At 72.8% G+C, this 24,597-nt stretch carries 22 protein-coding genes and 1 tRNA gene; 3 read left to right on the top strand and 20 right to left on the bottom strand.

The genetic code is table 11. The annotated features are described in order from the left end of the window. Positions 1-43: 43 nt before the first annotated feature. The 5 genes from ABEE00_RS02285 to ABEE00_RS02265 all read right to left on the bottom strand — a co-directional run bounded on the left by ABEE00_RS02285 (position 44) and on the right by ABEE00_RS02265 (position 4,205). Positions 44-637, bottom strand: coding sequence for a GNAT family N-acetyltransferase (locus ABEE00_RS02285; protein ID WP_345743443.1), 594 nt, complete (start codon positions 635-637; stop codon positions 44-46). After that, the gene (locus ABEE00_RS02280) at positions 634-2,172 is read right to left on the bottom strand and encodes a pyridoxal phosphate-dependent decarboxylase family protein (protein WP_345743442.1); all 1,539 of its coding nucleotides are present in this window, start codon (positions 2,170-2,172) and stop codon (positions 634-636) included. The genes ABEE00_RS02285 and ABEE00_RS02280 overlap by 4 nt, the downstream gene beginning before the upstream one ends. Next, positions 2,169-3,530, bottom strand: coding sequence for an aminotransferase class III-fold pyridoxal phosphate-dependent enzyme (locus ABEE00_RS02275; RefSeq protein ID WP_345743441.1), 1,362 nt, complete (start codon positions 3,528-3,530; stop codon positions 2,169-2,171). The genes ABEE00_RS02280 and ABEE00_RS02275 overlap by 4 nt, the downstream gene beginning before the upstream one ends. Positions 3,531-3,661: 131 nt before the next feature. After that, the gene (locus tag ABEE00_RS02270) at positions 3,662-3,982 is read right to left on the bottom strand and encodes a hypothetical protein (protein ID WP_345743440.1); all 321 of its coding nucleotides are present in this window, start codon (positions 3,980-3,982) and stop codon (positions 3,662-3,664) included. Between the two features lie 140 nt (positions 3,983-4,122). Next, positions 4,123-4,205, bottom strand: a tRNA-Leu gene (locus ABEE00_RS02265). A gap of 482 nt (positions 4,206-4,687) precedes the next feature. Here ABEE00_RS02265 and ABEE00_RS02260 point away from each other — a divergent pair. Together ABEE00_RS02260 and ABEE00_RS02255 are read left to right on the top strand one after the other, a co-directional pair. Next, on the top strand, positions 4,688-5,476 hold the full coding sequence (locus tag ABEE00_RS02260) for an ABC transporter ATP-binding protein (RefSeq protein WP_345743439.1): 789 nt from the start codon (positions 4,688-4,690) through the stop codon (positions 5,474-5,476). 136 nt (positions 5,477-5,612) lie between these two features. Then, positions 5,613-8,159: an ABC transporter permease gene (locus tag ABEE00_RS02255; RefSeq protein WP_345743438.1), complete on the top strand. Its 2,547-nt coding sequence runs from the start codon at positions 5,613-5,615 to the stop codon at positions 8,157-8,159. Positions 8,160-8,252: 93 nt separating this feature from the next. On the opposite strand, the gene ABEE00_RS02250 is transcribed toward ABEE00_RS02255, so the two are convergent. The 15 genes from ABEE00_RS02250 to ABEE00_RS02180 form a co-directional block, all read right to left on the bottom strand. Beyond that, complete coding sequence (locus ABEE00_RS02250; RefSeq protein ID WP_345743437.1) at positions 8,253-9,560, bottom strand: cyclopropane-fatty-acyl-phospholipid synthase family protein; 1,308 nt, start codon at positions 9,558-9,560, stop codon at positions 8,253-8,255. Between the two features lie 197 nt (positions 9,561-9,757). Beyond that, positions 9,758-11,176 carry an NAD(P)/FAD-dependent oxidoreductase gene (locus ABEE00_RS02245; protein ID WP_345743436.1) on the bottom strand — a complete coding sequence of 473 codons (1,419 nt, stop codon included), beginning with the start codon at positions 11,174-11,176 and terminating at the stop codon, positions 9,758-9,760. Positions 11,177-11,636: 460 nt separating this feature from the next. Next, entirely contained in the window at positions 11,637-11,990 is a 354-nt protein-coding gene (locus tag ABEE00_RS02240) for a transcriptional regulator (RefSeq protein WP_345743435.1), read from the bottom strand. Beyond that, the gene (locus tag ABEE00_RS02235) at positions 11,987-12,472 is read right to left on the bottom strand and encodes a hypothetical protein (protein ID WP_345743434.1); all 486 of its coding nucleotides are present in this window, start codon (positions 12,470-12,472) and stop codon (positions 11,987-11,989) included. Before ABEE00_RS02235 ends, ABEE00_RS02240 begins: the two co-directional genes overlap by 4 nt. A 127-nt stretch (positions 12,473-12,599) precedes the next feature. Beyond that, on the bottom strand, positions 12,600-13,550 hold the full coding sequence (locus ABEE00_RS02230; protein ID WP_345743433.1) for a Ppx/GppA phosphatase family protein: 951 nt from the start codon (positions 13,548-13,550) through the stop codon (positions 12,600-12,602). Beyond that, on the bottom strand, positions 13,547-14,107 hold the full coding sequence (locus ABEE00_RS02225) for a DUF501 domain-containing protein (RefSeq protein WP_345743432.1): 561 nt from the start codon (positions 14,105-14,107) through the stop codon (positions 13,547-13,549). Before ABEE00_RS02225 ends, ABEE00_RS02230 begins: the two co-directional genes overlap by 4 nt. A gap of 102 nt (positions 14,108-14,209) precedes the next feature. Beyond that, a complete protein-coding gene (locus tag ABEE00_RS02220) occupies positions 14,210-14,680 on the bottom strand; it encodes an FtsB family cell division protein (RefSeq protein WP_345743431.1) in 471 nt (156 codons plus the stop codon). 139 nt (positions 14,681-14,819) lie between these two features. After that, positions 14,820-16,100 (bottom strand): phosphopyruvate hydratase, encoded by a 1,281-nt coding sequence (gene eno / locus ABEE00_RS02215; protein WP_345743430.1) that lies wholly within the window; start codon positions 16,098-16,100, stop codon positions 14,820-14,822. Positions 16,101-16,312: 212 nt separating this feature from the next. After that, positions 16,313-16,987 carry a transglycosylase family protein gene (locus tag ABEE00_RS02210; RefSeq protein WP_345743429.1) on the bottom strand — a complete coding sequence of 225 codons (675 nt, stop codon included), beginning with the start codon at positions 16,985-16,987 and terminating at the stop codon, positions 16,313-16,315. 271 nt (positions 16,988-17,258) lie between these two features. Continuing rightward, positions 17,259-18,272 carry a transglycosylase family protein gene (locus ABEE00_RS02205; protein ID WP_345743428.1) on the bottom strand — a complete coding sequence of 338 codons (1,014 nt, stop codon included), beginning with the start codon at positions 18,270-18,272 and terminating at the stop codon, positions 17,259-17,261. A gap of 186 nt (positions 18,273-18,458) precedes the next feature. After that, a complete protein-coding gene (locus ABEE00_RS02200; RefSeq protein WP_345743427.1) occupies positions 18,459-19,862 on the bottom strand; it encodes a cytochrome P450 family protein in 1,404 nt (467 codons plus the stop codon). A 43-nt stretch (positions 19,863-19,905) separates the two neighbouring features. Continuing rightward, positions 19,906-20,658 (bottom strand): lysoplasmalogenase, encoded by a 753-nt coding sequence (locus ABEE00_RS02195; protein ID WP_345743426.1) that lies wholly within the window; start codon positions 20,656-20,658, stop codon positions 19,906-19,908. A 177-nt stretch (positions 20,659-20,835) separates the two neighbouring features. Further along, on the bottom strand, positions 20,836-21,195 hold the full coding sequence (locus ABEE00_RS02190) for a DUF6479 family protein (RefSeq protein WP_345743425.1): 360 nt from the start codon (positions 21,193-21,195) through the stop codon (positions 20,836-20,838). A gap of 52 nt (positions 21,196-21,247) precedes the next feature. Next, positions 21,248-22,234 (bottom strand): nucleoside triphosphate pyrophosphohydrolase, encoded by a 987-nt coding sequence (locus tag ABEE00_RS02185; protein WP_345743424.1) that lies wholly within the window; start codon positions 22,232-22,234, stop codon positions 21,248-21,250. 88 nt (positions 22,235-22,322) lie between these two features. After that, positions 22,323-22,997: a SurA N-terminal domain-containing protein gene (locus ABEE00_RS02180; RefSeq protein ID WP_345743547.1), complete on the bottom strand. Its 675-nt coding sequence runs from the start codon at positions 22,995-22,997 to the stop codon at positions 22,323-22,325. Between the two features lie 363 nt (positions 22,998-23,360). Between ABEE00_RS02180 and ABEE00_RS02175 the strand changes: the two genes are divergently transcribed. Continuing rightward, positions 23,361-24,584 (top strand): alpha/beta hydrolase family protein, encoded by a 1,224-nt coding sequence (locus ABEE00_RS02175; protein ID WP_345743423.1) that lies wholly within the window; start codon positions 23,361-23,363, stop codon positions 24,582-24,584. Positions 24,585-24,597: the final 13 nt, after the last annotated feature.

Here is a 24,597-nt window from a genome sequence, read left to right as displayed (position 1 = left end):
GTACGGGGGTCCGGCCGAGCCTCGTACGCGCCGGCAGGCCCTCTCAGCCGGGCCGTTCCCGGATCATGAAGGCCGCGCGCTTCCCGGGCAGGGTCAGGTCCCGCAGCCTGCGGAAACCGGCCCGCTCGAAGGCCCGCACCGAGCGCACGTCGCGCACGTCCGGCTCGGCCACCACCCGCGAGGCGTACGGCTCGACCGAGAGCTGCCAGGAGGAGACGGCCCGCAGGAGCTGGGCGCCCAGGCCGCGGCCGCGCGCAGCGGCGGGCCCGAGCAGCAGCCGTATCCCCGCATCCCGCGCCCTGGCCGCGTAATGGCTGGCCAGCGGGTCGAGGTCGGCGCGGTACAGCTCCCAGTAGCTGACCGGTTCGCCGTCCAGGCAGCCGAGGTAGGGCGTGGAGTGCGCGCTCGCGACCTGCTGGTGCAGATACGCCTCGACCTGCTCGGCGGGCCGCGCCAGTCCGCAGAAGGCCGCCACCTCCGGGTCGTTGGTCCAGGAGTGCACCCGCAGCACGTCGGCCGAGGGGTCGACGGAGCGGAGCGAGAAGGCGGCACCGCCCGCCAGCTCGGCCACCGCGACCGCGCCGCCACCGCCGGGCCTGCTCCGCGTACCGGCCCCGCGCTCCACCTGCGTCCTCATCGCACCTCTCCCCTCTCCTCTCCGCCGGCCACGGCGTTCGCCGGCACGTCGTCCACGGCGTCCGCCGCCCCCACGGTCTCCGCCTCCCGTACCGCCTCCGCCGCGTCCGCCACCTGCTGCAACAGCCCCTCCAGATCGCCCCGTTCGGCGTGCGGGTGCAGCAGGGTCGCCTTGAGCCACAGGCGGTCGCGGCCGTCCGCGTCCTCGGCCACGCCCCGCCCGAGCACCGCGCGCCCCTCGGCCAGCAGCCTGCGGCGCACCCCGGCGACCAGCGCGTCGCCCCGCTCCTCCGGCAGCGCGTCGGCGTCGGTGGGCCGGAACAGCACGGTGCTGATGCCGACTTCGCCGGGCCGCAGCCGCAGCGCGGGGTGTTCCCGTACGGCGCCGGCCAGCTCCCCCGCGGCGTCCACGCAGCGCTCCACCAGCTCGGCGAGGCCCGCGCGGCCCAGGGCGCGCAGCGTGACCGCGATCTTGAGCGCGTCGGCGCGTCGGGAGGTGCGCACGGAGCGGCCCAGCACGTCCGGCATCCCGGCGTCGGTGTCGTCCTCGGCGTCGAGGTAGTCGGCGCGCAGCGACAGGTGCTCCAACTGGCCCGCGTCGGCGACCGCCAGGAGTCCGGCCGCCACCGGCTGCCAGCCCAGCTTGTGCAGGTCGAGGGCGACGGAGACCGCGCCGTCGATCCCTTCGAGCCGCCCCGCGAGACGCCCGCTGAACAGCAGCGGACCGCCGTACGCCGCGTCCACGTGCAGCTCCGCGCCATGCGTCGCGGCGACCTGGCCCAGCTCCGGCAGCGGGTCGACCATCCCCTCGTCGGTGGTGCCGGCCGTGGCCACCACCAGCGCGGGAACCCTGCTCCCGCACTCCGCGAGCGTCCTGTCCAGCGCCGCGGGGATCATGCGCCCGCCCGCGCACTCGACGAGCAGCGGGGTGGGCAGGCCCAGCATCCACGCGGCGCGGTGCACGCTGTGGTGCGCGTTCGCGCCGCACACCACCTGCACCGTGCGCCGCCCGGCCGCGCGTGCGCGCTCCCTCGCCAACAGCAGCGCCACCAGGTTCGATTCGGTCCCGCCGCTGGTCACGAGGGCGTCCGCCTGGGGCAGCAGGGGATAGACCAGCGCCGCGACGGCGTCGGTGACCTCGCGCTCCACTACACCGGCCGCCGGCCCCCGGTCCCAGGAGTCCAGCGAGGGGTTGAGCGCCGACGCCGCCAGGTCGGCCGCCGCGGCCACGGCCAGCGGCGGGCAGTGCAGATGCGCGGCGCAGCGCGGGTCCGAGGGGTCGGCCGCACCGTGCGCAGCGGCCCGTACGAGGGTGCGCAGCGCGTAGTCGGCGCCGCTCCCCCGCTCGGGCAGCGCGGGCGAACACGCCGCGCGCACCCGCGACTCGACCGCCCCGTGACCGCCCGGGGGCAGCGGGCCGCCGCGCTCGGTGGCCCCGGCGGCGAGCGCGTCCAGCACCACGCCGGTGAGGTAGCGCAGGGCCTGGGCCCCTTCGATGCCGCCGGCCAGCGCCGTACCGAGATCCCGCCGCGTCATGCCGCCCCCTCCCCGGCACGCACCGCCGCGGCGATCCGCTCCAGCGCCGAGTCCGCCTCCCGCCCCGTGAGCACGAGCGGCGGCAGGAGCCGCAGCACCGCTCCCTCGCGGCCGGCGCTTTCGAGCATCAGCCCCTCCTCCAGACAGGCCGCCTGCAGCGCGGCGGCGTACGTGGGGTCGCGCGGCGGCGCCCCCTGCGCATCGGTCTCACCGCCCGGATCGACGATCTCCACCCCGATGAGCAGCCCCTCTCCCCGTACGTCGCCGAACCGCGGGAACCACGCCGCCAGTTCGCGCAGCCCCCGGCGCAGCCGCTCGCCCAGCTCCCCCGCGCGCTCGTCCAGCCGCTCCCCGGCGACGGTGCGCAGGGTGGCCCGGCCCGCGCTCATCGCAAGGGTGGTGCCGCGGAAGTCGCCGGTGTGCGCGCCGGGCCGCCACACGTCGAGTTCCGGCCGGTACGCGAGCACGGCCAGCGGCAGCCCGCCGCCGAGCGCACCGCCCGCGACCAGCACGTCAGGGGTGATCCCCGCGCGCTCGCACGCCCAGGTGCGCCCGGTGCGGCCCACACCGGTCAGCGCCTCGTCGACGATCAGCACGATGCCGCGCTCCTCGGTGATCCGCCGCACCTCGCGCAGCCACGCGCGGGGCGCCGCGATCACGCCGCCCTCCCCTTGAACGGCCTCCAGCAGCACGGCGGCAGGCGCGTCCACGCCGCTGCCGGGGTCGTCGAGCAGCCCCTCCAGCAGCCGGGCCGAGAGCTCCGCTCCTTCGGACCCGCGCCCGCCTGACCCCCGTCCCCTCCCCGTGCGGCCTCCCGCTCCGTCGCCCGCCCGGGTTCCCCCTCCGAACGGGCAGCGGTAGGCGTACGGGAAGGGGAGCCGCGTCACCTCGCCCCTCTCCGGGGCGGCGTCCCGGTGCGCCCCGGCGAACGCGACGACCCCGCGCCGCCCGGTCGCCTCCCGTGCGAGCCGCATCGCTGCCCGCACCGCGTCGCTGCGTCCCGGTCCGCAGAAGTGCAGCCGCGCCGCGTCCCGCAGCTCCCCCGGCAGCGCGCCCAGCAACTCCCCGCAGAACGCGTCCTTCTGCGGCGTGATCATGTCCAGCGCCTGCAACGGTGCGCCGGACGCGAGGTCCTCGCCGAGCGCTTCGAGCACGGCGGGGTGCCGGTGCCCGAGCGCGAGCGTCCCGGACCCGGATACGAAGTCGAGGTAGGACCGCCCGTCGGCCCCGGTCACCCAGCAGCCCTCCGCGCGCACCGGGGCCACGGGCAGGCTCCTCGCGCAGGTGCGCGCCGCGGATTCGCGCCGCGCCTGACGGCCGAGGAGCTGGTCGATCAGAGCCACGGAGGGCGTCGGCATGGCAGGGCCCTTCGGAGTACGCACGGGACACCGCCCACGGCGCCCCGCCCTCGTTCACGGCCCCTCAACTTAGGTTAGGCACACCTAAGTTTTCAACTCACCGTGACGAAGCCCCGCCCCCTGCGCGGCATTCACGCCAGAGGGTCACGGCGCCCCCGCGCAGCCACATATAGCCCCTGTACGAGGGTGAGAACAGCGGCGAGGACCAGGAACAGGGCGACCAGCGGCGCGGGATCACCGACCCCAGCGGTGGCGTCGAGGGCGCCGTCGGCCTTCTGCTCCGCCTCGAACACGAGGGAGCCGAAGAAGTGGGTGCCCCGCACACTGCTCGCACCGGAATCGAAGTCCTCGCCCGAGGTGAACATCAGCCACAGCAGCCCCACGACCGTGAACGCCGCCGTGATCAGCACCGCCCCCGCCGCGCCGCGTACCGCCCACCGTGTCTTGAACATTGCGCTTCCTTGCCTCATGAGCCCGACGCGCACCGCCGGGCCGCCCTCCCCACAGGAAACCGGGCCGCCCTCCCCGAAGGAAAACGGCCCCGACGCAGCGCGTCGAGGCCGTTTTCACTGGTCAGGTCCCATGGGGGATGTGCCCGGAGCCGGACTTGAACCGGCACGGCCGTGAAGGCCAACGAGGTTTAAGCTCGTCGTGTCTGCATTCCACCATCCGGGCACCGGCTCCATGGCCGCTCCGCGCGCCCCCGGCGCGCGCACGGCCCTACCCCTGGGCGCGAGGACGAGCCTATCCAGCGTCGCCGCCTCGAACTGCGGGGCCACAGCGCGATGTTGTCTTATTTTATGGGCAACTGAGGATGCGTCAGCAGGCCACTCCCTCCTCGGAGGCGCCACGCCCGGGTGTCCGTGGTGCGAAGAATGACGGAAAGTCGCCCTTCCACTGCCCTTCCACCGACCGGGCACGGCGCCGCAGGTGAGGGGCCATTTCGCGGTTACCAGGAGTTCGCCCGGCGATCCCCGTCTCAGGGTCGCCTCGGGGTCCGGCCTCAGGGTCGCGGTCATCCCCAGGTATGAGCGCCTCAACCCGGCGTACCTCCGGAGGCTGTGCCGGAAACCGGAGTGGGGGTTGATCCGATAAGCGCCGTTGCCCGGGAGTATGGGAGTGGCAGAAAGAACCCGTACCGACAGGAGCACCCTCCAGTGACCACCACCCTCCAGAGCGGCGCGACCGCCGAATCGGCCCGACGGGGCGTCGCCGCGGCACGCGCCACGGATCTCTCCAAGGTCTACGGACAGGGCGAGACCCAGGTGGTCGCCCTGGACAAGGTCTCCGTCGAGTTCCGGCAGGCCCAGTTCACCGCGATCATGGGCCCGTCGGGCTCCGGCAAGTCCACGCTGATGCACTGCATGGCCGGCCTCGACAGCATCTCCAGCGGCAGCGCGGTGATCGGGGACACCGAGCTGACCGGGCTCAAGGACAAGAAGCTGACCCAGCTCCGGCGGGACCGCGTGGGCTTCATCTTCCAGGCGTTCAACCTGCTGCCCACGCTCAACGCGATAGAGAACATCACGCTCCCCATGGACATCGCGGGCCGCAAGCCCGACAAGGAGTGGGTGGACCGGGTCATCGAGACCGTCGGTCTGGCCGGACGGCTCAAGCACCGCCCCAACCAGCTCTCGGGAGGCCAGCAGCAGCGCGTGGCCGTCGCCCGCGCGCTGGCCTCCAAGCCGGAGATCATCTTCGGCGACGAGCCGACCGGAAACCTGGACTCCCGCTCCGGCGCCGAGGTCCTGGGCTTCCTGCGGAATTCGGTGCGCGAGCTGGGCCAGACCGTGGTCATGGTGACCCACGACCCGGTGGCCGCCGCATACGCGGACCGCGTGATCTTCCTGGCCGACGGCCGGATCGTGGACAACCTCGTCGCGCCGACCGCCGACTCGGTGCTGGAGCGCATGAAGGGCTTCGACGCCAAGGGGCGCACCAGCTGAGCGCGCCGCACCCCGCGACGCCCGCACAGCACACGCCCCCGTCCGGCCCGCTCCCGCGCGGGAGAGCCGGCGGCCCGGTGACCGACCGCGCTCCGAGCCCCGCGCCGGACCCGCCCTTCACAGGAACTGACTGACCATGCTCCGTACCGCCTTGCGCAACGTCCTCGCGCACAAGGCCCGGCTGCTGATGACGATGCTCGCCGTCCTTCTCGGCGTGGCCTTCGTCGCCGGCACCCTGGTCTTCACCTCGACCATCTCCAACGCCCAGCAGAACGCCTCGGCCAAGGGCTACGACAACACCGACCTCGCGATCCGCACCACGGGCGGCTCCTCGCCGCAGGCCGGCCCCGGCGCCGGCGCCCCGGGCAAGCCCGAGGAGCGGCCCGCGCTGACCGAGCGGACCCTGGCGAAGCTCCGCGACCTGCCCGGCACCGCCTCGGCGACCGGCTCCGTGAAGGGCTTCGCGGCGCTCGCCGACAAGCACGGCAAGCTCGTCGGCGAGGGCTTCTCCTCCTCCGGCGCCAACTACACCGCCGACAGCGGCAAGCTGACCTCCGGCAGGGCGCCGGGCCACAAGGGCGAGATCGCCATCGACGCGAAGACCGCCGAGCGCACCGGGTACAAGGTCGGCGACACCGCCCGCCTCTCGGTCAACGGCCCGGTCAGCAAGGAGAAGATCACCGGCGTCTTCTCCACCGACGACGGCCAGGTCTCGGCCGGCGGCACGCTGGTGCTCTTCGACACCAAGACGGCCCAGCGGCTCTTCGCCATGCCGGGCGCGTACGACCAGATCACGCTGAAGGCCGCGCACGGCACCTCGCAGGCGCAGCTCAAGTCCGAGGCGCAGAAGGTGCTGCCCAGCGGCACCGAGGCCGTCACCGGCAAGAAGCTCGCCGACGAAGAGGCCAAGACGATCGAGCAGGGCATGAGCGGCATGCAGACCGCGCTGCTGGTCTTCGCCGGGATCGCGCTGTTCGTCGGCATCTTCATCATCGCCAACACCTTCACCATGCTGGTCGCGCAGCGCACCAAGGAGCTCGCGCTGCTGCGCGCGGTCGGCGCCAGCCGCCGGCAGGTGACCCGTTCGATCCGCTTCGAGGCGCTGGCCGTCGGCACGGTCGCCTCGGTCGCCGGACTCGCGGCGGGCGTCGGCATCGCCGCGGGCATGCGGGCCCTGATGGGCAGCTTCGGCACCCAGATGCCCGACGGACCGCTGGTGATCACCCCGGCCACGGTCGTGGGGTCGCTGCTGACCGGCATCGTGATCACGGTGCTGGCCGCCTGGCTGCCGGCCCGCCGCGCTGCCAAGGTCCCGCCGGTCGCGGCGATGGGCAGCATGCACGCGCCCGCCAGCACCAAGTCCCTGGTCGTGCGCAACACGATAGGCGCGCTGCTGTCCGCGGCCGGCGCGGCGCTGGTGCTGTACGCCTCCAAGCTGGACAGTCCCGACCAGGGCAAGCTCCCCATGGGGCTGGGCGGCGCGCTGCTGGTGATCGGCGTCTTCGTGCTCACCCCGCTGCTGTCCAGGCCGCTGATCGCGGCCGCCGCGCCGGTGCTCCGCGCCTTCGGCGTCTCCGGCAAGCTGGCCCGGCAGAACGCCGTGCGCAACCCGCGGCGCACAGCCGCCACCGCCTCGGCGCTGATGATCGGGCTGACCCTGATCACCGGCATGACCGTGATCGCGGGCAGCGTGCAGCAGGGCATCGACAAGATGGCCACCCAGGCGCTCAAGGCCGACTACACCGTGAGCATGGCCAACATGTCGCCCCTCTCCCCGGAGGTGGAGAAGAAGCTCGCGCAGGACGACCAGGTCACCGCGGTCAGCCCGCTGCGCAACGCCACCGCCAAGGTGGACGGCGCGCCCGAGACCCTCACCGGCGTCTCCGGCAAGGACATAGGAGAGCTCACCAACCTGGAGTTCACCCAGGGCGGCTGGCAGGGCCTGAGCGGCGACAAGGTCGTGGTGGACGACAGCACGGCCAAGGAGCACGGCTGGAAGGCCGGCTCGACGATCCCGGTCACCTATGAGGACGGCAAGAAGGGCTCACTGACCCTCACCGGGGTGTACGAGGGCAACGAGATGATCCGCGGGATCATGCTCGACACCGCGACCCTGACCCCGCACCTGTCGCAGCCCGTCGACATGCAGGTCATGGTCAAGACGAAGGACGGCGCGAGCGACACGGCGCAGACCGCGCTGGAGAAGACGCTGGGCAGCAACCCGGCGATCAAGGTCCAGGACAAGCAGGACATCTCCAACAGCGTCGCGCAGATCTTCACGCTGATGCTCAACATGCTGTACGGACTGCTCGCCATGGCCGTGATCGTGGCCGTGCTGGGCGTGGTCAACACCCTGGCCATGTCGGTCTTCGAGCGCTCCCAGGAGATCGGCATGCTGCGCGCGATCGGCCTGGACCGGCGCCGCATCAAGCGGATGGTGCGGCTGGAGTCCCTGGTGATCTCGCTGTTCGGCGGGGTGCTGGGGATCGGGCTCGGCGTGTTCTTCGGCTGGGCGGCCGGTGAGCTGATCGGCTCCTCGATGCCGACCTACGAGCTGGTGCTGCCCTGGGCCCGGATGGGCGTCTTCATCGCCCTCGCCGCGGTCGTCGGCGTCCTGGCCGCCCTGTGGCCGGCCCGCCGCGCGGCCCGGTTGAACATGCTCTCCGCCATCAAGTCGGAGTAGCCCGCACGGGCTTTCTGCCAAGAGGCCCGGTCACCCCGCCCGGGGTGACCGGGCCTCGGCGCTTTCCGGCGGGCTCGGGTTCGGGCCCGGCCCCTAGTTCCAGGTCCGCGCCCTGAGCGGCAGCCCCGAAGCCCCGCTCTCCGGCGTCTTCACCGCGAGGATCTGGTTGACCCCGATGCGGTTGCGCTCGAAGGCCAGGGCTGAGGCCGCCATGTAGAGCCGCCACACACGGGCCCGCCCCGGCGAGGTCAGCAGTGCCGCTCGAGAGAAGTCCGCCTCCAGGTTGGCGACCCACGCGCGCAGCGTGCGCGCGTAGTGCTCCCGGATGGACTCCAGGTCGCGGACCTCGAATCCGGCGTCCTCCAGGATCCCCGCGGTCCGCCCCACGGGGGCCAGCTCGCCGTCGGGGAAAACGTATCGGTCGATGAACTCGTCCACCGTGTACGAGGATTCGTCGGCCAGCGGGCGGCGCGCGATCTGGTGGTTCAGCAGCCGGCCGGCGGGCTTCAGCAGCGCGTACAGGTCGTCCGCGTACTCCCGGTAGCGCGCGGCGCCCACGTGCTCGGCCATGCCGATGGAGGAGATCGCGTCGTACGGGCCGTCCGGGATCTCCCGGTAGTCCTGCACCCGGATCTCCACCCGCTCGGTGAGACCCTCCTCGGCGATCCGCTTCCGCGCCCACGCGGCCTGCTCCTGCGAGAGCGTGACGCCCACGGCGCGCACCCCGTACTCGCGTGCCGCGTGCAGCACCATCCCGCCCCAGCCGCAGCCCACGTCCAGAAGCCGCTGGTCGGGCCGCAGATCCAGCTTGCGGCAGATCAGGTCGAGCTTGTCGCGCTGGGCCTCCTCCAGCGTGCCGCCCTCGTCCCAGTAGGCGCAGGAGTAGACCATGCTCGGGCCGAGGACGAGGGAGTAGAAGTCGTTGCCGACGTCGTAGTGGTGGCTGATCGCCTCACGGTCGCGGCGCAGCGTGTGCCGCAGCCCGTGCTGCTTGGGCGCCTCCTCGGCTGGCGGCTGCGGGGGCGGCAACGGGCCGGCGAGGGCGAGCAGTTCGCGTACGGCGGCGCGCATCCCGGGGTCGCGGGCCAGGGCCAGCGCACCGCGTACGCTGCCGTTCTCCGGCCGGTCCTCGCCCTTCTCCCAGATGAGCTCGGCGAGCACGTCCAGCGCCTCGTAGAGGTCGCCGTCCACGTCGATCTCGCCGGCCACCCACGCGCGGGCCAGGCCCAGTTCGCCCGGCCGCCACAGGAGTCTGCGCAACGCGCGCCGGCTGCGGATCACGAGCGTCGGCGCGCCCGGCGGACCCGCCTCGCTGCCGTCCCAGGCACGGATGCGGACCGGGAGCGGCGCCCCCAGAAACTTCCCGGCGAGAGCGGTCAGCCGCGATGCGGCATCGGCCATGGCGCGCACCTCCGTGAGGGTGTGTGTGGTGTTGTCGTCCTTACGTAAACACCAACCCCCACGGCACGCATGCCCGTTGTGGGGCAAAACGATGGTCAACTTCCGGACGTCCGTACGAGTGCCGTGACACGGCGAAGGGGCGTGAGCCCCACGGATGGCTCACGCCCCTTCGGCGCAGTCGGACGGGTCCGGCGTCGTCAGCCGGCCTTCGCCTTCTGTTCCTTCTTCTCCGCCTCGACGGCGGCACCGGCGCCCTCGGCGCCGGACTTCTTCGCGGAGGCCGCGGCCGTCACCGGCGCTGCCGCCTCGTAGAACTCCTGCTGCGGGTGCTCCATCGCGCCGAGCGAGACGACCTCGCGCTTGAGGAACATCCCCAGCGTCCAGTCGGCGAAGACCCGGATCTTGCGGTTCCAGGTGGGCACCGCCATGCCGTGGTACGCGCGGTGGAAGTACCAGGCGAGACGGCCCTTGAGCTTGATCTTCTTCTTGCCGAGGACGATCATCGCGACGCCCTTGTGCAGGCCGAGACCGGCCACGGCGCCCTTGTTGTGGTGCTTGTAGTCGTGCTGCGGGAAGCCGCGCATCCCGGAGATCACGTTGTCGCCGAGCACCTTCGCCTGACGCAGCGCGTGCTGGGCGTTGGGCGGGCAGAAGGCGACGTCCTTGTCCGAGGCCAGGTCAGGAACCTGCGCGTTGTCACCCGCGGCCCAGGCGTAGTCCAGGCCCTTGACCTGCATGGTCGCGTCGACGTCGACGTGCCCCTTCGGCCCGAGCGGGAGCCCGAAGCGGGACAGCACCGGGTTCGGCTTCACGCCGGCGGTCCACACGAGGGTGTTGGTGTCGACCTCGAGGCCGTTCTTGAGCACCACGTGGCCGTCCACGCAGGACTCCATCGAGGTCTCCAGGTAGACCTCGACGCCGCGGCCCTTGAGGTGCTCCAGGCCGTACTGGCCGAGCTTCGGGCCGACCTCGGGGAGGATGAACGGCGCCGCGTCCACGAGCACGAAGCGCATGTCCTCGCGCTTGATGTTCGGGTAGTACTTCGCGGCGTCGCGGGCCATGTCCTCGACCTCGCCGATGGTCTCCGCTCCAGCGAAGCCACCGCCGACGAACACGAAGGTCAGCGCCTTGCGGCGGATCTCCTCGTCGGTGGTCGAGTCGGCCTTGTCGAGCTGCTCCAGTACGTGGTTGCGCAGGCCGATGGCCTCCTCGACGCCCTTCATGCCGATGCCGTTCTCGGCGAGACCGGGGATCGGGAAGGTGCGGGAGACCGCGCCCATGGCCACGACCAAGTAGTCGAAGGGCAGCTCGTACGCCTCGCCGACGAGCGGCGTGATGCTGGCGACCTTGCTGTCCTGGTCGATGTTGGTGACCCGGCCGGTCAGGACCTCGGCCTTGGGCAGCACGCGGCGCAGCGGGACGACGACATGGCGCGGCGAGATGCTGCCCGCGGCGGTTTCGGGAAGGAAGGGCTGGTACGTCATGTACGAGCGCGGGTCGACGACGGTGACGGTCGCCTCGCCGTACCGCATCTTCTTGAGGATGCGCCGTGCTGCATACAGGCCGACGTACCCGCCACCTACGACGAGGATTCGGGGACGCTCCGTGGTGCTCATGGAATCGAGTATCCACCCCCTTCCGGGCACTACTTCGTGAGGGTCTTCACAAGCACAGGGGCCCCCTCTGCTACACTGCGCCGCCCCCGTGACCGAGCCCACAGCGCCGGAGGGGAACCAGTGGACCTCACGAACCGTTGAAGGCCCCTGTGAGCTGCACTTATCGACGCCGTGTCGGCTAAACCAGTCGCCCCGTACGGCAGTTGCCGCCCCGTCGCGCCGTACACACTGCGGTCACGGTGGACCGCACAGCGGGTCCTTATCCGGGTCTTACGGTAAAAAGACGGGCCCAACAGACCCCTTTTCCATGTGAAGAAATTCACGAAGAGATTCGCGGAGGCCGCGCGGCGGGCCCCCGGAAGCGCCGGGCATGTCTACCAAGAGAGTCCACGGCCGCTCAAGTGAGTTCTATCGACGGCCCCAACGGCCGCCCCCGGAACGGGAGTCGGGGCCTTCGCGGTCACGTTCCCCCGCCGGCCCGTGAGCCCGCCTCGCGCGCGGCCGCGGCGATGTTCTGGAGCGCGGTCAGATGCGCGTCGAGTACGTCGTGCCCCTCGTCGGTGAGGGAGAGCCAGGTGCGGTGACGGCGGCCCACGGCGCCCTTGCGTACGTCGAGGTAGCCGGCGCTCTCCAGCGCGGAGGCCGTCTTGCTGAGCACCGAGTCGGAGACCCGGCAGTGCTCGCGCACCGTACGGAACTCGGCCTCCTCACAGGCCGAGAGGAACGCGGCGACGGCGAGGCGGGTGGGGTGGTGGAGTACGGGGTCGAGCTCGGGCCCCTCGGTTCCCGGCGGCCCTGTGTGCTCGGGGCTCACGCGGCGCCCCGCAGTTCCCGGCGGATGGTGGCGTTGCGCCGGGCGAAGTAGGCCCAGGCGGCCAGCCCGAGCGCCGTACCGGTCACGGCGAGGGAGGCCGACGTGCCGAGTCCGGCGAGCCAGCACACCGCATACACGGCGGCGAAGACCGCGGCGGTGACGCCGAAGACGGCCCACTGCCTCGCGGGGGTCGGCCTCGCCACCACGCCGGTGCGGCGCCGGGCCGCCCGGCCGAGACCGAGCGCGAGCAGTATCACGAGCGGGCCCGTGACCGGCCACAGGAGGCCGATGCCGGCGTCCCTGATCAGGGCCGTTCCTATGCTGTACACAGCCAGGAGTACGGCCGCAACAGGTCCGTACCACTCAGGCACCAGCCGCGCCTGGAGCCGGGCCCGCCGCTCCGCCTCCTCCGCGCCCCGGAGCGCGGTCGCGGCGTCCGCGCCGTCCACAGCCTGTGAGGCACCGCCGCCCTGCTGGCCCATCTGCTTCCACACACCTTCCGCCGGGGTCGCGGACGGCGGGCACCGGCCACGGCTTGCCACCCTGGCATGGACTTTCCACTCTGGAAAGTCCATGCCGTACGAGGCTCAGGCGGGGCTCAAGCAGGGCTCAGGCGAGGCTCCAGGCGATCCCGTCGAGGATGTCGTGTTCGCTCACCACGACCTCCTGGGCCCCTGTGCGCTCCATCAGGGTCAGGAGGACCAGGGCGCCCGCGTTGATCACGTCGACCCGGCCCGGGTGCATGACCGGGATCGCGGCGCGCTCGTCGTGGGTGGCCGAGAGGAGCCTGCCGGTGATCTCCGAGACCTGGGCGAAGGAGAGCCGGGAGTGGTGGATCGCGGCGGAGTCGTAGTGGTCCAGGCCCAGGGCGATGCCGCCGAGGGTGGTGATGGTGCCGGCCAGGCCGACCAGCGTGCGGGCCTCGCGGAGCGGCACGGTCTTCTCGGCCTCGTCCAGCGCGGCCGAGACGTCGTCCTTGATCGCCTGGATCTGCGCCGCGTCGGGCGTCTCGGTGATCTCGCCGTTCGCGGTCAGGTGCCGCTCGGTCATCCGCACGCAGCCCACGTCCACGCTGCGCGCGGCGCGCACGGCGTCCTCGCCGACCACGAACTCCGTGGAGCCGCCGCCGATGTCCACCACGAGGTAGGGCTTGTCCAGGTCGGTGCGGCCGGTCAGCTCCTTGGTCGCGCCGGTGAAGGAGAACTCCGCCTCCTGGTCGCCGGTGATCACCTCGGGGTCGACGCCGAGGATGTCCCGGACGCCCTGCACGAAGTCGTCGCGGTTCTCCGCGTCGCGGGACGCCGAGGTCGCGGCGAACTTCACGTTGCTCTCGGGCACGCCGTGCTCGCGGATGGCCTCGGCGTACGTACGGCAGGCCGCGAAGGTGCGCTCCAGGGCCTCGGGGGCCAGGCGTCCGGTGCGGTCGACGTCCTGGCCGAGCCGGACGATCTCCATCCGGCGGTCCAGGTCCTTGAGCTCGCCCGTGGCCGGGTCGAGATCCGCGATCAGCAGGCGGATGGAGTTGGTGCCGCAGTCGATGGCGGCGACTCGGGTGCTCACGCGCCCTCCCCTTCTTCGTCCTGTACGGGGCCCTGTACGGGGCAGCCCACGTCGGCGCAGGGCCCCTTGCGCCACCACTCGGGCAGCATGGCCAGCGCCTCGTCGCCCAGCGGGTTCACCCCGGGACCCGCCACCAGCGAGTGCGCGACCAGCACGTGCAGGCACTTCACGCGGTCGGGCATGCCGCCCGCGCTGGGGAAGCCGACCAGCTCCTCGATGGCGTCGCGGCGGGCGATGTAGTCCTCGTGCGCGGCGCGGTACGCGGCGGCCAGCTCCGGGTCGCTGCCCAGCCGCTCGGTCATCTCCTTCATCACGCCGTCCGCCTCCAGCGTGCCGATGGCGGACGCGGCGCGCGGACAGGTCAGGTAGTACGTCGTGGGGAACGGCGTGCCGTCCTCCAGCCGCGGCGCCGTCTCCACGACGTCGGGCAGCCCGCAGGGGCAGCGGTGCGCGATCGCGCGCAGCCCGCGCGGCGGGCGGCCGAGCTGCTCCTTGAAGGCGGCGACGTCCGCCTCGGTCGGCGGCGTGGGGTCGGTGAGCGGCGGGGGCGTGTCCATCGGTGTCTTTCGTACGTACGGAAGGTCGGAAGCGGGGAGGGGCCGGGGCGCAGCCCCGTCGGCCGGCGCGTCAGTGCCCGCGGTGCCCGCGGTGGCGGTGTGTCAGTGCCCGCGGTCGGCGGTGTCCACGCCGTCCCAGAGGTTCTGGTACCAGGGCCGGTCGGAGGGCCTGCGGTCGGTGGGCTCCTTCGCCAGGCCCGTGCCGTCCACGACCGTGTAGCCGACCTCGCCGGGCCGCACGAAGTGCAGATTGCGCCGGGCCTGCTGCTCCACGTACGCGGGGTCCTGCCAGCGCGCGCGCTGCTCGCGCAGCTCCTTCACGCGCTCCCTGGCCCGCTCGGCCTGCTGCTGCTGGCTGGAGATCTCCGAGCGCTGGGACACGTACTGGCGCATCGGATAGGCGAGCGCCACCACCAGCGTGCAGACCACCAGGGCCAGCAGGGCCGCGCGGCCGGTGAGCCGGGTGCGGCGGGGTCCGCGGACCCGGCGGTTCTGCGCGCGGTAGACGCGCTCGGCCGCCTGGTTGCCGAGGGCCTTCAGCCGGGTCGCGGTGGAGAACCGATCCGCGGGCACGTTCCTCCCCTTGTGCGGTCTGCACGGGTGCGGTCTGCACGGCCGCTGAGAGCGGCGTGTACGTACGTCCCCGTCACCGTAGGCGAACGGCGGCGGGGACGTACGTAACCGAGGCTGTGTCAGCCGTGGGCGGACCCGGTCAGCCCTTGTAGCGCGGGAAGGCGCTGCGGCCCGCGTACACCGCGGCGTCGTCGAGGATCTCCTCGATGCGCAGGAGCTGGTTGTACTTGGCGACGCGCTCGGAGCGGGCCGGGGCGCCGGACTTGATCTGGCCGCAGTTGGTGGCGACGGCCAGGTCGGCGATGGTGACGTCCTCGGTCTCGCCGGAGCGGTGGGACATCATGCACTTGAAGCCGTTGCGCTGGGCCAGCTCGACGGCGTCCAGGGTCTCGGTCAGCGAGCCGATCTGGTTGACCTTGACGAGGAGGCTGTTGGCCGCGCCCTCCTCGATGCCGCGGGACAGGCGCTCGGGGTTGGTGACGAACAGGTCGTCGCCGACGAGCTGCACCTTCTCACCGATCTTGCTGGTGATGACGGTCCAGCCGGCCCAGTCGTCCTCGAACAGCGGGTCCTCGAGGGAGACCAGCGGGTAGGCGTCGACCAGCTCCTCGTAGTACTCGGTCATCTCGGCGGCCGAGCGGTTCTTGCCCTCGAAGACGTACGAGCCGTCCTTGTAGAACTCCGAGGCGGCGACGTCGAGGGCGAGGGCGATGTCCTGGCCGGGGGTGTAGCCGGCCTTCTGGATGGCCTCGATGATCAGGTCGAGGGCCTCGCGGTTGGAGCCGAGGTTCGGCGCGAAGCCGCCCTCGTCGCCGAGCCCGGTGGCCAGGCCGCGCTCCTTCAGGACGCTCTTGAGCGCCTGGTAGGTCTCGGCGCCCCAGCGCAGCGCCTCGGAGAAGGACTCGGCGCCGATCGGGGCGATCATGAACTCCTGGATGTCCACGTTCGAGTCCGCGTGGGACCCGCCGTTCAGGATGTTCATCATCGGGACCGGGAGCATGTGCGCGTTCGGGCCGCCGAGGTAGCGGAACAGCGGGAGGTCGCTGGCCTCCGAGGCGGCGTGCGCGACGGCGAGCGAGACGCCGAGGATGGCGTTGGCGCCGAGCGAGGACTTGTCGGCCGTGGCGTCCAGGTCGAACATCGCCTGGTCGATGAGGCGCTGCTCGGTGGCGTCATAGCCGACCAGCTCCGGGCCGATCTGCTCGATCACGGCGAGAACGGCCTTCTCGACACCCTTGCCGCCGTAGCGGGCGGTGTCGCCGTCGCGGAGCTCAAGGGCCTCGAAGGCACCGGTCGAGGCGCCGGACGGAACGGCAGCACGGCCCGTGCTGCCGTCGTCGAGGCCGACCTCGACCTCGACCGTGGGGTTGCCTCGCGAGTCGAGGATCTCGCGGGCTACGACGACGTCGATGGACGGCACGAGGTTCTCCTTAGTGCAGAGAGTCAGGCGTTCTGCACCAGAGCCTAACCGCCCGCGCCGCCGTTCCCGGCGTCAGGCACAGCCCCGGGCGCCCGTGCGCCCGAGGGGTGCCCGGATACCGGTACGCCGGGTGTCCTCAGGGGACACCCGGCGTGACCGAGAGGGGAACCGGCGCTGTCACCAGGCCGGGACCCGGGGGCTTACCCGCAGACTCAGGCGCAGCCCCACGAACTCATGCCCTGCATGGCGGCGAGCTTGTCGGCGACCGCCATCTGCTCGTTCTTGGAGGCCATGTCGGCGCGCGGCGCGTACTTGTCGCCGCCGGCCGCCTTCCAGCTCTGCACGTCGAACTGCAGGCCGCCGTAGTAGCCGTTGCCGGTGTTGGCGCTCCAGTCGCCGCTGGACTCGCACTGCGCGATGCGCTCCCACTTGGCGGCGTTGGCGCTGCCGGCGCCCAGCGAGGAGCGGTCGCTGCCGCGGCTCGCCGCCGAGCCCTTGGCGCGGTTGTCGGAGGCCTTCTTCGCCTCGGCCTTCTTGGCCTCCGCCTTCTTCTCGGCGGCCTGCTTCGCCGCGGCGCGCTTGGCCGCCGCCTGCTTCTCGGCCGCCTGCTTCTCGGCCTCGGCCGCGTGCTTCACGTGCGCGGCCTCGGTACGGGCCTCGGCGCGGCTCTTCGACTGCGCGGCTTCCACCTTGGCGTCGAGGGACCGCTGCTGCGCCGCGTCGGCCTGGGTACGCACCGAGGACGCCGCGGCACCTGAGCCGTCGGAGAGCGTGGCGGCGTGCGCGGTGGCGGCGCCGGCCAGCGGGACGACCGCGGCGAGGGCGACGCCGCCGGTGATGCGGGCGATGCGGTGCGTACGGGGGCCTATCGGGCGGTTGGCCGACATTCAGGTACCTCATGGAGCCGGGGTCAGGATCGGTCCGCTCTGCTGGCGAACTCGGTCGACCGTAGGGATAGACCCCATAGGGCTCAAGAGGTATAGATCACAGGGCAAATCGGACTTATCGCCTGCGCTTGACAGGGTCACGCGGTCTTCGTCGCAGGTGGGACGGGTCGCCCGGTCCGGTCATCGGGGACCGAACCGGACGTACCGCCGAGAGTCATGTCACAGGGCCACGCACCGGGCTGCCGCCGCCGCCCCTCGACCCCGCCGCCCGTCAGAGCGTGAGCTTCTGACCAGGGAGGATGAGGTCGGGGTCGTCGCCGACCTTGCCCTTGTTCTTCTTGTACAGCTCGGGCCAGCCGCCCTTCACGCCGTGCTCGGCCGCGATGGAGGACAGCGATTCGCCGCCGCGCACACGGTGCTTGCCGCCCGCTTCGCGGTCCTCGCCGCGGCCGTGGGAGCCGCCCCGGGAGGGGTGGCCCTCGCCCGCGCGCTCGCCGGGGTCGGGGCTGCCGCGGTGCTTGCCGGTGCCGCCGGGGTGCGGGTCGCCGGGGCGGTCCTGGTCGCCGGTGCCGCCTTGGCGCGCGTCGTCGCCCCTCTTGCCGTCGCCGCTTTTGCCGTCGGCGCCGTCGTCCGGTGCCGGGCTGGTCGGCGGCGTGCTCGGGCTCGCGGAGTCGTCCGGAGTGCTCGGCGAGGTCGGGCTCGCGGAGTCGTCAGGCGTACCGGGCGTGCCCGGGTCGGACGTGTCGTCCGGCGTGCTCGGCGAGGGCGTCGGCTGGGCGGTGTCCGAGGTGCCGGGCTCCGGCGCCGGATGGGCCGGCTCGTCCGACGTACCGCCCGTGGCGTCGCCCGAGGCGCCGTCGGAGGAGCCGCCCGACGTGCCGTCGGAGGCGTCGTCCGAGGGCTGCTGCGTGGGCTCGCCGCTCGGGGTGCCGGATCCCGGGGAGTCGCCCGGGTCCACATCGGGTGCCTGGGTGGAGTCCTCCGTGAGGCCCGCGTCCAGCGCGCAGTTGGGGAACGCGCTCGGCCCCTCCTTCGCGAGGATCTTCTCCGCCACGGCGATCTGCTGGCTGCGGCTGGCGTAGTCGGGGCGCTCGGCGTAGTCCGAGCCGCCGTACTGCTCCCAGGTCTCCTGGGTGAGCTGGAGCCCGCCGTAATAGCCGTTGCCCTCGTTCGCGCTCCACATGCCGCCGCTCTCGCACTGGGCGACCTTGTCCCAGGTCGCTCCGTCGGCTGCCTGCGCGCCTCCCGCGCCGAGCAGCGGAAGCGCGAGGCCGGCGCCCGTCACGCCCGCCGCGACGAACGCCGCAGGAGCCTGGCGGGGGCGACGATGTCGACCGTTCCCGGAACGCATACCGAGGACCTCTCGTGGGACAACAGGGACACAGACAGGCGCTCGAACGTAGCGTCGAACCATGAGCGTCACAAGGCAATGTCGTGCAGATCACGTGAGGGTCACGTCGGTGACGTACGGTCAGAAACCGGACTCTCCGGTGTCCTTCGCGTCCGATTCCCGGGGATTCGCGTCCGTGTCCTGGGGGCTCACGGCGTCCTCGCCCTCCGGCGTGAACCGGACGGGCAAAGTACGCAGACCGCGCATGATGAGCCCCCCGCGCCACCGCAAGTCCTCGTCCTCGGCCGCCAGTTGTACGTCGGGGAGCCGGCGCAGCAGGGTGGCTATCGCGGCCTGGCCCTCCAGGCGTGCCAGCGGGGCGCCGAGGCAGTAGTGGATGCCGTGGCCGTAGCCGAGGTGCTGGTTGTCGCGGCGCGCGAGGTCCAGCACATCGGGCCGGTCGAACCTCGTAGGGTCGCGGTCGGCCGCCGCGAGCACCACCAGCACCGGGTCGCCCTCGCCGATCCGCTGCCCGCACAGCTCCAGCGGCTCGGTGGCGAAGCGCCAGGTGGCGAGCTCCACGGGGCCGTCGTAGCGCAGCAGTTCCTCGACCGCCGTCTCCAGAAGCTCCGAGTCGCCCTCGTCCAGGGCCCGTTGGAGGCGGGCGCGCTCGCCGGGGTTGCGGAGGAGGGCGAGCGTGCCGTTGCCGATCAGGTTGACCGTGGTCTCGAAACCGGCGAAGAGAAGGATGAAGGCCATTGCCGCGGCCTCGTTCTCCGTCAGGTGCTCGCCGTGGTCGCTGGCGCGGATCAGGCCGGAGATCAGGTCGTCGCCCTGCCCCCCGGACTCCCCGAGTTCGGCGCGCTTGCGGTGGATCAGCTCGGCGAGATAGCGGCGCATCTTCTTCACGGCGCGCCCCACGCCGCCGCGCGGAGCGTTCCCGTGCCGGAGCATCATCGCGGCCCAGTCGCGGAAGTCGTCCTGGTCCTCGGCCGGCACGCCGAGCAGGTCGCAGATCGCGTAGATCGGCAGCGGGAACGCGAACTCGTGGATCAGATCCGCCTCGCCGCGTTCGGCGAAGCTGTCCAGAAGCCGGTCCGTCAGCTCCTGCACGCGCGGCGCGAAGGCGCTCACCCTGCGCGGCGTGAACGCCTTGGAGACCAGGCGGCGCAGCCGGGTGTGGTCCGGCGGGTCGATGTTGAGCAGGTGCGTCATCAGGTTCGCGCTGCGCTCGCCGGGGATGCCGACCTTGCCCTTGCCGTGCGCGCCCTGCTCGCTGTGGTGGTGCGGGTTCTTGCTGAGCCGCTGGTCGGCGAGGGCCTGCCGGGCGTCCGCGTACCGCGTGACCAGCCACGCCTCGACTCCGCTGGGCAGCGTGGCCTTGTGCACCGGAGCGTGCTCCCGCAGCCACGCGTACGCGGGGTACGGGTCGGCCGCGAACTCCCAGCCGAAGAGCTGCGGGCGGGGCGGTACGGGGTCCGGTACGGGGTCAGGCGCGGGCTCGTGCGCTGCCGGGCAGGCGGAGGGGGAGGTCTGGTCGTGCACCCCTCGACGGTATCGCCGCGCGGACGGCGAAGGCCCGCGCGCCCTAGGCGGCCCGGCCCTCCCCCGCCCGCTCCTGCTCCGGCTCGCGGCGCTCCAGCCACCCCGTCGTGATCAGGTACTGGCCCGCCAGGTAGCCGGCCATGATCAGGGTCTCCTGTCCCGGGAAGCGGCGGCCGACGGCCTGGATGCCGATCAGCGCGTCCGAGCCGAGGAACGCGGCGGCCCCCGCGCCCACCTTGCCGCCCGTGCCGAAGGCGGCCGCGCCCATCGCGGCCAGCGCCAGGCTGTAGCCCGCGACCGGGAGCCGCATCTTCCGCTCGAGCCCGGGTGCGAGCACCGCGTTGGCCGCGCCCCATGCGGCGAGGCAGCCGAGCGCCGCGCGGGGACGTGCGCGCAGGCCGCGCACGGCGCCCAGCTCGCGGGCCATGCCGGCGGTGTAGCTGAGCTGCGTACCGAGGAACGCCGCCATGCCGGCCAGGAACGCGGGCTCCCTCCGGTCGAAGAGCAGCGCGGTGTCCCCGGCCGCCGCGCACCCGAGGCCCGCCACGAGGGTGCGAGGCGCGCCGCGCCGTGCGGCGTGCGCCGCGAGCGCGGGCATCAGCAGCGGCTTGGCGGCGCGGGCCGCACCGCGCGCGGTGTGCGCGCGGGAGGTGGCGAGCAGGTCCAGCGCGCCGAGCGCACCGAAGGCGACGAGCGCGCCGCGCCCGTGCCCGTCGGCGCGCAGCACCCGCGGCGCGGCGTCCCGCAGCGCCCGTATCGCGTCCTTGCCCCTGCGCCTCGCCTTGATCGTCGCCATGCGGTGCAGTCTCACCCGCGTACGACACCACGACAAGGGCTCACCCCAACTGCCGGGAGCCGCCGGGGCGTTCGGGCCGTCCCGTACAGGCTGGGGCACCCTGCGGAACGGCTGCCCGCACCTCGGTGGAGGGGGACGGCGAGGCGGTGGTCTGCGCGCCTGTGGGAGAGGCAGCGCTTACGTGTGGCCGGGACCGCCGCTGCCGAAGCCGCCGCTGGAGCCCTCGTTCCAGCGCGGGGGCTCGTCGGTGTCCTTGCGGTGGCCGACGCTGCCGAGCTCCGAGGGGTAGCGGCGTACGCCGTCCCGCGGGACCTCCTCGGAGTCCCAGCGTTCCTGCTGGTCACCGACCGGCTCCTCGGGGGCGGGGCCGCCCGGCTCGGAGCTGCGCATGTCGCCGCGGTCGCGGAGCCGCATGCCGTACACGACCGCGAGAATCAGCGCGGCCACGACGACCAGGCCCACGACGAACGGCGCGATGCCCACGAGTAGCTGGTGCGTTTGCCCACCAAGCGCGATGTTCGCTGCGTACGTGTACATAACGGACGTGTACCCGCACAGCGCAAACCATGCCAAGGGGCGCGAAGCCGCCTCAGTGGCCCTCAGCCGCGCGGATCGCGTCGCGGTAGGCGCGGGCCGCGGCCCGCAGCGCCGTCTCCGGGTCGGTGCCCTCCGCCTCGGCCCGGCGGGCGAGCTCCAGCAGCTCGTAGCCGACGCCCTCGCCCCGTACGCGCGCGTCGAGGCCGGCCCCCCGCGCCCGCGAGGACAGCTTCGCGGCCAGCGCCAGCGCGGGCTGGCCCAGCGGGACGCCCTCCGTCACGGAGCTGCGCCCCTTCTCCTCCGCCTTGGTACGCAGCCAGTGCGCGCGCACCTCCTCCGGCGTCTCGGCGTCCTCCTCGCCGAAGACGTGCGGATGCCGGTTGATCAGCTTCTCGACGATCGTCCCCGCCACGTCGTCGATGGCGAAGGGCTCCTCGGGGTCGTCGGCGGCGATCCGCGCGTGGAAGACGACCTGGAGCAGCACGTCGCCCAGCTCCTCGCAGAGCGCGCCGCGGTCGTCCTCCTCGATGGCCTCGACCAGCTCGTACATCTCCTCGACCCCGTACTTCGCCAGGTCGCGGTGCGTCCGTACGCCGCTCCACGGGCACTGCGCCCGGATGCGGTCCATGACCTGCACGAGGTCGAGCAGCCGCGCGCCGGGCAGGTCGTACGAGCCGGGCAGCAGCTCCAGATCGGGCATCGCGGGCTCGCGTCCTGAACCCGCGATGCGGGCCAGCCCGTCGGTCAGCCGCGGTTCGCCCTCGGCGCCGGCCAGCACGACGACGTCCTCGCCCGCGACGCAGAGGTCGACGAGTTCGCGCGCCGAGGGGAGTTCGCCCGTGGCCACCTCGACGTCCGCCTCCCGTACGTAGGGGAGCTGCGGGTGCGCGGGGTCGGAGCACAGCACGCGGTGCGCGCCGCGCAGCGCCTGCCAGGCGGGCCAGGACAGCAGCCCGGGGGCCACGCGGTGCGTGGTGGTGAGCAGGACGAGGCGGCCGGGGGTCGCGGGCGCGGGCGCCGCGGTGCTGGTGTCGTTCACGCCTCGAACGTAACCCAGCCGCGTGACCGCCCCGCGCGATCCCCTGGGACTCCGGCCCCCGCCGCATCGGCCCCTGCGCCGGCCCCCGCTACATCGGCTGCTGCGCCGCCTGCTGCCGGTCCGCCTTGAGGCCGCTGAGGTCGCGCAGCCACGGCTCCTTGCCGTTGCCGAGCGTGGCCTTCGAGGTGTCCCACTTCCCGTAGCGCGGGTTCACATCGATGCCCATCGTCTTGGAGGTGTCGGCGAACAGCGCGTTGAGCTGCTGATTGCCCGCCGGCGACTGGGGGTTGATCTTCTTCGCCTTGGCGATCTTCTCGACGGCGAGCTGCATCCTGATCCGCTCGTCGATCTCGCGGGGCGCGATGGCCTGCTGCTGGAGCAGCGTGGCCTCCATCTGCCGCGCGCCGCCCGCCTGTTGCTCCAGCATCCCGCGCATGCTCTCCACCTCGCGGCGGGACACCGTGACCCCGGCGTCCTTCGCCGCCTTGTGCACGATCCTGTCGCGGATCATGCCGTCCAGGGTGGCCCGGGTGAGCTGCCCGCTGCCCTTGACCATCTGCTCGCCCTGCGGCGCCGCGTCCTGCGCGTCGCGCACGGCGCCGACCCGCGACTGGAGGTCGCCCATGCTGATCCGCTGCTGCTGCACGACCGCGGCCGCCCCTGGATGCGCGTCGCTCCCGCACCCGGTGAGCAGCGGTGCGGCTGCGGCGAGCGCGGCCGCCGAGCACACGGTGAGCGCGGACCTGCGGCGACGGCTGTGCATAGGGCGCATGGGGCCTCCCGGCTGCGGCGAGGGTCGTGCGACGGTGCATGACCTGGCGGTTGCTGATGTTAGGCAGTGGATGGTCCCGTGACCACTGATTCGACGGTGTTTGCCACCGATGGACGCGGATGGGCGGCGATCAGGCCACGTACGGCGTGCCGTTCCGGCCAACGAGCCGGGGCTGCGGGGGTGGCGGCCGGGGTGCGGGAGCGCTGCGGGGCGGGGTCCCGTACGCGGTCGATGAACTGCTCGTACGGGGCTCGCGCGGGCCCCTGGTGACCTCCAACTCCGTTTTCCACCAAGCGTGTTGGAGCACCCACCCCGGGTGACCTCCACCGGTGGCGAAGCTCTAGAGTCGGGTACATGACCACCCCCCGCCGCGGCCTCGTCGCCGCCGTTCTCGCATGCGCTCTCGCCCTTCCGCTCGCCGGCGCCCCGCAGGCGATGGCCGACGGGCACCGGCCCGTCACCGCAGCCACCGCGGGCGCCGGTCCCGCAGCCGAGGAGGGCCCGAAGTCCTCCTCCCGTCTCCAACTGCCCGTTCCCAGCGGCACGTACGCGGTCGGGCAGCGCACGCTCCAGCTCACCGACACCGCGCGCAAGGACCCGTGGAAGCCGGAGTCCGGTCCGCGGCGGCTCATGACGACGCTGTACTACCCGGCGGCGCGCGGCACCGGATCGCCGCGCGCGGCCTCGTACATGACCGAGCGCGAGGCGCGGGCGATGATCAAGAGCTGGCACCGCGAGGCGCAGCTCTCGCCCGCCGAGCTGGCCGGTACGCGGACGCACGCGCGCACCGGCGCGCTGCCGGCCGGCGGCAAGCACCCGCTGGTGGTGCTCTCGCCGGGCTTCGGCATGCCGCGCGCCACGATGTCGGTGACCGCCGAGGAACTGGCCTCGCGGGGCTACGCGGTGGCGGCGGTCGACCACGCGTACGAGAGCGTCGGTACGGAGTTCACCGACGGGCGGTTCACCGACTGCGCGGCGTGCCAGCAGTTGGAGAAGGTGAAGGACAAGGACGTCCCGCGCTTCATGTCGCGGGTGACGAAGGGGCGTTCGCGGGACGTCTCGTTCCTGCTGGACGAACTGCTGAGGCGGTACCCGCAGGTGGTCGACGCGCGCCGGATCGGCATGGCCGGGCACTCCATCGGCGGGAGCGCGGCGGCGCGGACCATGCGGGACGACCCGCGGGTGCGGGCCGGGGTCAACCTGGACGGCACCTTCTTCTCCTCGGTGCCCCGCGAGGGCCTGGACGGGCGGCCGTTCCTGATGCTCGGCGCGGGCGCCGGCCACATGCCGGGCGGCGAGGACGGCACCTGGAGCAGCGCCTGGAAGCGGCTCGACGGCTGGAAGCGGTGGCTCACGGTGTCCGGCGGCGACCACATGACCTTCACCGACATGCCGGTGCTGAGCGACCAGTTGGGCATCGAGAACCCGGAGGCGCCGCTGTCCGGCGACCGCTCCGCGCGGATCACCCGCTCCTACGTGGGCGCCTTCTTCGACCAGCACCTGCGCGGCATCACGCCGCAGCCGCTGCTGGAGGGGCCGACGAAGGGGAATCCGGAGGTGCGGTTCCACAACCCGTAAGGGCCGGGTCCGT

Origin of the sequence: Streptomyces odontomachicola (genome assembly GCF_039605595.1) — a bacterium.
Taxonomy (GTDB): domain Bacteria; phylum Actinomycetota; class Actinomycetes; order Streptomycetales; family Streptomycetaceae; genus Streptomyces.
Note: the sequence above shows the minus strand (reverse complement) of the source record. Positions and strands in the feature narration are given on the sequence as shown.